This is a genomic window from Rhizobacter sp. P3_B12, assembly GCF_056402895.1.
Window position 1 is genome coordinate 1 of the sequence record NZ_JBFUGN010000216.1, and the last position, 7,659, is coordinate 7,659.

General features: G+C 68.1%; 7 protein-coding genes and 1 pseudogene. 3 read left to right on the forward strand and 5 right to left on the reverse strand.

Annotated elements, in window-relative coordinates:
- The coding region (dnaE, locus tag AC1D01_RS13855) for a DNA polymerase III subunit alpha (protein ID WP_477867097.1) at positions 1 to 2,077 on the reverse strand (2,077 nt) is incomplete at its 3' end.
- A gap of 52 nt (positions 2,078 to 2,129) precedes the next feature.
- Here dnaE and AC1D01_RS13860 point away from each other — a divergent pair.
- Both AC1D01_RS13860 and egtB read left to right on the forward strand, forming a co-directional pair.
- Positions 2,130 to 2,870, forward strand: a complete 741-nt coding sequence (locus AC1D01_RS13860) for a sulfurtransferase (protein ID WP_477867099.1) — start codon at positions 2,130 to 2,132, stop codon at positions 2,868 to 2,870.
- 42 nt (positions 2,871 to 2,912) lie between these two features.
- Positions 2,913 to 4,220 (forward strand): ergothioneine biosynthesis protein EgtB, encoded by a 1,308-nt coding sequence (gene egtB, locus AC1D01_RS13865; RefSeq protein ID WP_477867101.1) that lies wholly within the window; start codon positions 2,913 to 2,915, stop codon positions 4,218 to 4,220.
- An 888-nt stretch (positions 4,221 to 5,108) separates the two neighbouring features.
- Here the strand turns inward: egtB and AC1D01_RS13870 are convergent.
- From AC1D01_RS13870 to AC1D01_RS13885, 4 genes are read right to left on the reverse strand one after another with little or no spacing between them, the layout of a single operon-like run.
- On the reverse strand, positions 5,109 to 5,828 hold the full coding sequence (locus tag AC1D01_RS13870) for a DUF599 domain-containing protein (protein WP_477867103.1): 720 nt from the start codon (positions 5,826 to 5,828) through the stop codon (positions 5,109 to 5,111).
- 23 nt (positions 5,829 to 5,851) lie between these two features.
- Entirely contained in the window at positions 5,852 to 6,274 is a 423-nt protein-coding gene (locus tag AC1D01_RS13875; protein WP_477867105.1) for an OsmC family protein, read from the reverse strand.
- A complete protein-coding gene (locus AC1D01_RS13880; protein ID WP_477867107.1) occupies positions 6,274 to 6,681 on the reverse strand; it encodes a DoxX family protein in 408 nt (135 codons plus the stop codon). Before AC1D01_RS13880 ends, AC1D01_RS13875 begins: the two co-directional genes overlap by 1 nt.
- A gap of 33 nt (positions 6,682 to 6,714) precedes the next feature.
- Entirely contained in the window at positions 6,715 to 7,413 is a 699-nt protein-coding gene (locus AC1D01_RS13885) for a pirin family protein (RefSeq protein WP_477867109.1), read from the reverse strand.
- Positions 7,414 to 7,540: 127 nt separating this feature from the next.
- Here AC1D01_RS13885 and AC1D01_RS13890 point away from each other — a divergent pair.
- A pseudogene (locus AC1D01_RS13890) lies at positions 7,541 to 7,659 on the forward strand (LysR family transcriptional regulator); the annotation flags it as partial.

Sequence of the window (7,659 nt, forward strand, 5' to 3'; positions counted from 1 at the left end):
CCATGATCCCGTAGGTCTCCTCCAGCACCTCCTTCATCAGCGGGTGCGGATACTCGACCTCCTCGCGGCCGTGCTTGCGCGCGCAGAAGCTCGGGATCAGGTCCATCGGGCCCGGGCGGTACAGCGCCACCAGCGCGATGATGTCCTCGAAGACGCTCGGCTTCGCATCCTTCAGCATGCGCTGCATGCCGGTGGATTCCAGCTGGAACACCGCGACCGTCTTTCCCTCGCTCATCAGCTGGTAGGCGCCGCGGTCGGTCAGCGGGATCTTCTCGAACGCGAAATCCTTGCGCGACGGATGGCGCGCGACGATGAAGTCCTTCGCCATCTCGAGGATGGTCAGCGTCGCGAGGCCCAGGAAGTCGAACTTGACCAGGCCGATCGCCTCGACGTCGTCCTTGTCGAACTGRCTGACCGCGCTGTTGCTGCCAGGCTGCATGTACAGCGGGCAGAAATCGGTGATCTTGCCGGGCGCGATCAGCACGCCGCCGGCGTGCATGCCGATGTTGCGCACCATGCCCTCGACGCGCTCGGCCAGCGCGAGCAGCTCGGCGACCTCTTCCTCGTTCTTCTCGCGCTCCTCGATCTCGGGCGCCTCGGTGCGCGCGTAGATGATGCCGCTGTCGGGCTTGTCGCCGGGGCGCTTCAGCGTGACGGTCTTGCCGGGCGGTGCCGGCACCAGCTTCGCGATGCCGTCGACGTGGCCGTAGCCCATGCCGAGCACGCGGCCCACGTCGCGCAGCGCAGCCTTGGCCGCCATCGTGCCGAAGGTCGCGATCTGGCTGACGGCGTCGCGGCCGTACTTGTCCTTGACGTAGTCGATGACGCGGTCGCGGTTGCCCTGGCAGAAGTCGATGTCGAAGTCGGGCATCGAGACCCGCTCGGGGTTCAGGAAGCGCTCGAACAGCAGGTTGTAGCGCAGCGGATCCAGGTCGGTGATCTTCAGCGCATAGGCCACCAGCGAGCCGGCGCCCGAGCCGCGGCCCGGGCCGACCGGGCAGCCGTGGGTCTTGGCCCAGATGATGAAGTCGGCCACGATCAGGAAGTAGYCGGGGAAGCCCATCTTCAGGATCGTGTTGATCTCGAAGTCGAGCCGGTCGACATAGCGCGCCATCTCGCGCGCTCGATCGGCCTCGTTCGGGTACAGGTGGAGCATCCGCTCCTTCAGGCCTTCGTGCGATGCGTAGCGGAAGTAGGCCTCGGGCGCCATGCGCTCGCCATTGACCTCGGGCGTCGGGAAATCGGGCAGCTGCGGCTTGCCGAGCACCAGCGTCAGGCTGCAGCGCTTGGCGATCTCGACGCTGTTGGCGAGCGCGCTCGGCAGGTCGGCGAACAGCGCCTCCATCTGCGCCTGCGACTTGAAGTACTGCTCGCGCGTGAAGCGCTTGACGCGCCGCGGGTTGGTCAGCGTCTCGCCCTCGGCGATGCAGGTGCGGGCCTCGTGGGCCTCGAAGTCGTCCGGCGTCTGGAACTGCACCGGGTGCGTTGCCACCACCGGCAGGCGCAGCGCGGCCGCCAGCGGCACCGCGGCGCGCACGTGGGCCTCGTTGGTCGGCTGGCCGGCGCGCTGCAGCTCGAGATAGAAGCGCTGGTCGAAGATGGCGGCCAACTTCTGCGCCGCGGCGGTGGCGCGCGCGGTGTCCTGCGCCATCAGCGCCTGGCCGATCGAGCCCATCTCGGCACCCGACAGCGCGATCAGCCCGCCGTTGAGTTCCTGCAGCCATTCGAGCTTGTGCCAGGCCTGCGCGCGCTGCGCATTCAGCACCCAGCCGCGCGACAGCAGCTCGCACAGGTTGTGGTAGCCCGCCGCGCTCTGCACCAGCAGCAGCAGGCGGCTCGGGTTCTTCTCGCCGACGGTGGTGTCGGGCTCGAGCCAGATGTCGGCGCCGATGATCGGCTGCACGCCCTTCTTGCGGGCGGCGCTGTAGAACTTGACCGCGCCGAACAGGTTCGACAGGTCGGTGATCGCGAGGGCGGGCTGGTGGTCTTGCGCCGCCGCATCCACCAGGTCATCGATCCGCAGGGTGCCATCGACGACGGAGAACTCGGTGTGGGTGCGCAGGTGGATGAAAGCCATCGGGCGATTTTAGAGAGCCTGCGCTCCGTAAAATGCCGGGCTTCGCACGAATATGAAACCCATCCTCAACATCTCCGCCTACCTGTTCGTGACCCTGACGGACACGCAGGCGCTGCGCGAGAGCATTCGCTCACAAGCGGCCGAGCGCGGCCTGTTGGGCACGGTGCTGCTCGCCGAAGAGGGCATCAACCTGTTCCTGGCCGGCGCGCCCGAGGCCGTGCGCGGCTTCGTGGCCTGGCTGCGCGGCGACGCGCGCTTCGCGGCGCTGGCGCCGAAGGAGAGCCTGTCGGATGCGGTGCCGTTCGGCAGGCTGCTGGTGAAGGTCAAGCCCGAGATCATCCGGATGAACCATCCGCAGTTCCGGCCCGAATCGGGGCGCGCGCCGGCCGTCGATGCGCGCACGCTCGCGCGCTGGCTCGATGCCGGCCATGACGACAGCGGCCGCGAGGTGGTGATGCTCGACACCCGCAATGCCTTCGAGGTGGACCACGGCCGCTTCGAGAACGCGATCGACTGGCGCATCGCGAAGTTCACCGAGTTCCCGCAGGCGCTGCGCGCGCATGCGGCCGAGCTGCAGGGCAAGACGGTGGTGAGCTACTGCACCGGCGGCATCCGCTGCGAGAAGGCGGCGCTGTTCATGGCCGAGGCCGGCGTCGAGAACGTGCTGCAGCTCGAAGGCGGCATCCTGAAATACTTCGAGGAGGCCGGTGGCAAGCACTTCGACGGCCACTGTTTCGTGTTCGATGAAAGGGAATCCGTCGACGCGGCACTGCTGCCGACGAGATCGGTGTAAGGTCGCTGCGATCGGCGCCGACCGACGGCGCAGGAGACACCGATGCAGTCCCACAGCTTGCCCCGCCGCGGCAGCCTTCCCGTCCAGCCGAACAGTCCGCTCGGCAATCGGTATGCCCAGGTCCGCGAGACCAGCCTCGCGCTGGCCGCGCCGCTGTCGCCCGAAGACTGCCAGGTGCAGTCGATGCCCGACGCGAGCCCGACGAAGTGGCACCTCGCGCACGTCACCTGGTTCTTCGAGACCTTCCTGCTGGAGCGCTTCGAGCGCGAGTTCCAGCCGCACGACGCGCGCTTCCGCGTGCTCTACAACAGCTACTACAACGGCATCGGCGACCAGTACCCGCGCGCCAAGCGCGGCCTGGTGACGCGCCCGGCACTGGCCGACGTGCTGCGCTACCGCGCCGATGTCGATGCGCGCATGCAGGTGCTGATCGCGCAGCGCGGCGGCGATGCGGAGCTGGCCGCGCTGGTCACGCTGGGCCTGCACCACGAGCAGCAGCACCAGGAGCTGCTGCTGACCGACATCAAGCACGCGCTGTCGTTCAGCCCCGGCCACCCCGGCTACGGCAAGCGCTGGCCGATGACCGCGGTGCAGGCGCAGGCGCTGCGCTGGTTCGGCTACGGCGGCGGCCTGTTCGAGCTGGGCCACGACGCCGAGCGCGACGGCGCGTTCTGCTTCGACAACGAGACACCGCGCCACCGCAGCTTCATCGCGCCGTTCGAGCTTGCATCGCGGCCGGTCAGCCATGGCGAGTGGATGGCCTTCATCGACGACGGCGGCTACCAGCGGCCGGAGCTGTGGCTCTCGCTCGGCTGGGACTGGGTGCGCAACGGCAACCACCAGGCGCCGCTGTACTGGCGGCGCGATGGCGACGCATGGTTCACGCACACGCTGCATGGCGAGATGGCCGTCGACCCGCACACGCCGGCCTGCCACCTGAGCTACTTCGAGGCCGACGCCTACGCGCGCTGGGCCGGCGCGCGGCTGCCGACCGAGGCCGAATGGGAGTTCGCGGCGCGCCATGCCAGGCCGCAGGCGCGGGCCAACTTCGCCGACAGCGGCGCCTTCCACCCGATGCCGGTGGCCGATGCGCCGGCCGATGCGCCGTCGCAGCTGTTCGGCGACGTGTGGGAGTGGACGCAGTCGGCCTACCTGCCCTACCCCGGCTACCGGGCGCTGCCCGGCGCCGTCGGCGAGTACAACGGCAAGTTCATGAGCCAGCAGATGGTGCTGCGCGGTGGCTCGTGCGCGACGCCGGCCGGGCATGCGCGGGCCAGCTACCGCAACTTCTTCCCGCCCGAGGTGCAGTGGCAGTTCAGCGGGCTGCGGCTGGCGCGCGACGTGGGCTGACGGCGGGCTATTTGAACCGGCGACGGAACGGCGTCGCCCGCGGCGTTACCAAGTGCTCGCGCCAGGTGGATCTGGTCGCGGGAGCAGGGCATGAGCGTGGGATCGGTGACGGGGAACAAGAGAACGAGGGGGCCGGCTGCCGAGCCCTCGGGCGGCAAGTCGACGGGCGCGGAGCCCACCGCGAGCATCGCGAAGAAGGCACGCCTGGAGGCAAGGAAGACCTGCGAGACCTTCCCGGACTTGAACACCGTCGAAGGCCAGGATGCCTTCTTCAACCTGGTCGGCATCGAAGGCATCGAACAGTGCTTCCGCGACGACCTGAAGACCGTGGAGCAGGTCTACTGGATGAAGGCCGACGAGCTTCTGGCGGTCGAGTTGGCCAGCGCTCCTGCTGATCCGCCTGTGCGCATCGACCCCAGCTATTTCAAGGATGCGCAGACACAGCGCGTCCCGGGAGACGGCAATTGCCTCATGCATTCGGTGTTTGCCGCGGCGGAGAATTTGGGGGGCGACACCCGAGATCGCATTCCATCCTCGCCGTCCCGAATGCGCAAGCTGGTGGTGAAACACGTCGAACGCGAATTCGCCACGTGGCACGACAAGCCAGTGAACGACATCCCGGACGAGAAGCAGTACGTCAGGGCCCTTCCGCGCGACGACCGCGAACGCCGTCGGATGCTCGAAAGACTCGAAACATCCGGCGTCTGGGACGAAGACATCCTCGACCTCGGCCCCAGCGCCATCGCCGACGCACTCAACGTGCGGATCGAGGTCATCACGCCATACACCGACGACGAGCACCGGTTGGTGGTCGGGCCTGACGATCCCGACCTGCCGCTGCTGGTGCTGCTCCGCCGCGGCGCGCACTATGAGCCGGTGGTCAAGAAGTCAGCTGTTCAACACCGCCAGCACATCCGACCTGAACTCGCGCTGGTACAGCACGTACACCACGCCGGCCGTCGCGAGCATGAAGATCAGCGGCGAGAAGAACCAGGCCACCGCGGCGAATGACAGGTAGTACGCCCGCAGCCCGTCGTTGAAGGTCTCGGCCGCCATGCTGACCACGCCGCCCGCCTTCTTCGCGAAGGCCTGCCGGCGCACCTCGCCGTCGGAGCCTTGTTCGAGCAACTGCGTGGCCTCCGGCGCCGCGGCGATCAACAGCGCGCCGAAGGTGTACTGCCGCATCGACCAGGTGAAGCGGAAGAACGCGTAGACGAAGATGCCCAGCAGCAGCACCACCTTCAGGTCGAACACCAGCACCGAGGTGCGGGCCGCGAACGGCAGGTCGCGCACGATCTCGGTGGCCTTGTCGCTGGTGCCCAGCACCGCGAGCAGGCCGCCGATGATCAGGATGGTGGTCGACGCGAAGAACGACGGGCTGGTCGACAGGTTCTGCAGCACCACGCCGTCGATCACGCGCACCTCGCGGTAGGTGGTCTGCAGCATCCATTCGCGGCGCACCCGGTTGGTCGACGCGAGGATCGACGGCTGCGTCAGCGCGCGCCGATGCGCGAACCAGATGTAGCCGGCCCAGGCGCAGAAGAACGCCACCAGGGCCGCCCAGTCCGTCCAGGGCAGCACCGCCACGAGCTTGAGGATGATGTCCATGGCGGCGACTGTAGCAAGGCACCTCAGCTCATCGTGGTCTCGATGCGCGTCTGCCCTTCGAGCACCCGGTGGATCGGGCACTTGCCGGCGATCTCGAGCAGCCGGGCGCGATCGGCCTCGGCCAGGTCGCCATCGATGTGGATGCGGCGCTGCATCTGGTAGCGCACGCCGCCGTCATCGCCACGCGTCTCGACGTGGTCCACCTGCACGTGCAGCGAGCGCACGGCCAGCGCCTTGCGGCGGATGTAGAGCTCCAGCGTCAGCGTGGTGCAGGCGGCCAGCGCCGAGTCCAGCAGGTCGTGCGGGCTCGGCGCGGCATCGCTGCTGCCGAGCGTGCGGTCCACGTCGGCGGCCCACGCATGGCGGCCATTGGTGAGCAATGTCAGTGCGCTGGCCGGTTGGTCAGCCGCGGCAGGCCGCCGATGCAGGTGGGCGTCGATGGTCATCAGCGGCGCTTCGCATCCAGGCTCAGCGCACCGGCACCGAAGGCCACGATCGCGAGCAGCCCGCCGATCACCGAGATGTTCTTCATGAACATCAGGTTCTGCACCATCGCCTGCTCGGCCGGCACGGCCCAGAAGTTGTGGAAGATCACGGTGGCGGCCGCGGTGAACACCGCCAGCACGGCCGCCGCCCAGCGCGCGTTCCAGCCGACGATCAGCGCGATGCCGCCGACGATCTCGACCAGCAGCGCGATCACCGCGCCGACCTGCGGCAGCGGCAGGCCCTTCGACGCGATGTAGCCGACCGTGCCCTCGAAGCCGGTCAGCTTGCTGAAGCCGGCCAGCACGAACATCAGGGCCAGCAGGATGCGCGCAGCGAGTGCGAGCGGGTTCTGGAATCGATCAAACATGATGGGTCGTCCTTGTGAGTTGAAGGGAAGGGATCACTGCAGGTCGAAGACCAGCACCTCGGCACCGCGACCGGCGCCGATGCGCACCGCCGGTTCGTCGTCGAGCATCGCCGCATCGCCGGCGGACAGCGCCTGGCCGTTCACCTCGACGCTGCCGCGCACCACGTGCACATAGGCCTTGCGCTTCGCCGGCAGCGCCAGCTCGGCGCGCTCGTCGCCATCGAACAGGCCAGCATACAGCGTCGCGTTGGCGTGCAGCTTCACCGAATCCTCGCGGCCGTCGGGGCTCGCGACCAGGCGCAGCGCGCCGCGCTTCTGCGTGTCGTCGAAGTGCTTCTGCTCGTAGCCCGGCTCGATGCCGCGCACGTTCGGCTCGATCCAGATCTGCAGGAAGTGCGTCGTGTCCTGCGCCGCGTGGTTGTATTCGCTGTGCTGGATGCCGCGGCCGGCGCTCATGCGCTGCACGTCGCCCGGCACGATCTGCGCGCCGTTGCCGATGCTGTCCTTGTGGCCGAGCGCGCCCGACAGCACGTACGACACGATCTCCATGTCGCGGTGGCCGTGCGTGCCGAAGCCGGTGCCCGGGGCGATGCGGTCTTCGTTGATCACGCGCAGGTTGCCGAAGCCCATGTGCTTCGGGTCGTAGTAGTCGGCGAACGAGAAGCTGTGGAACGACTTCAGCCAGCCGTGGTCGGCGTAGCCACGTTCAGTCGATTTGCGCAGGGTGAGCATGTCGCGTCCTTTCAGTGGTGATCTCTGGGGTATGGAAGAGACTGTAGGCGCCGCCCCCCGGCCCATCACGGGCCGCGCGTTGAAGCGTTCATTCAAATAAGATGAACGAAACTCCGACGGCCCCGCCATGACCAGTTCCCGCAATGTCCTGACCCCTGAAGCGCTCGCGATGATGGACGTCATCGCCCGCACCGGCAGCTTCGCCGCGGCCGCCCGCGAGTTGGGCAAGGTGCCGTCGGCGCTGAC

Coding starts and splice junctions, on each gene's coding strand:
- AC1D01_RS13875 (WP_477867105.1), bottom strand. CDS start 6,274: ATGACCATCGACGCCCACCTGCATCGGCGGCCTGCCGCGGCTGACCAA.
- AC1D01_RS13860 (WP_477867099.1), top strand. CDS start 2,130: ATGAAACCCATCCTCAACATCTCCGCCTACCTGTTCGTGACCCTGACG.
- AC1D01_RS13880 (WP_477867107.1), bottom strand. CDS start 6,681: ATGTTTGATCGATTCCAGAACCCGCTCGCACTCGCTGCGCGCATCCTG.
- AC1D01_RS13885 (WP_477867109.1), bottom strand. CDS start 7,413: ATGCTCACCCTGCGCAAATCGACTGAACGTGGCTACGCCGACCACGGC.
- egtB (WP_477867101.1), top strand. CDS start 2,913: ATGCAGTCCCACAGCTTGCCCCGCCGCGGCAGCCTTCCCGTCCAGCCG.
- AC1D01_RS13870 (WP_477867103.1), bottom strand. CDS start 5,828: ATGGACATCATCCTCAAGCTCGTGGCGGTGCTGCCCTGGACGGACTGG.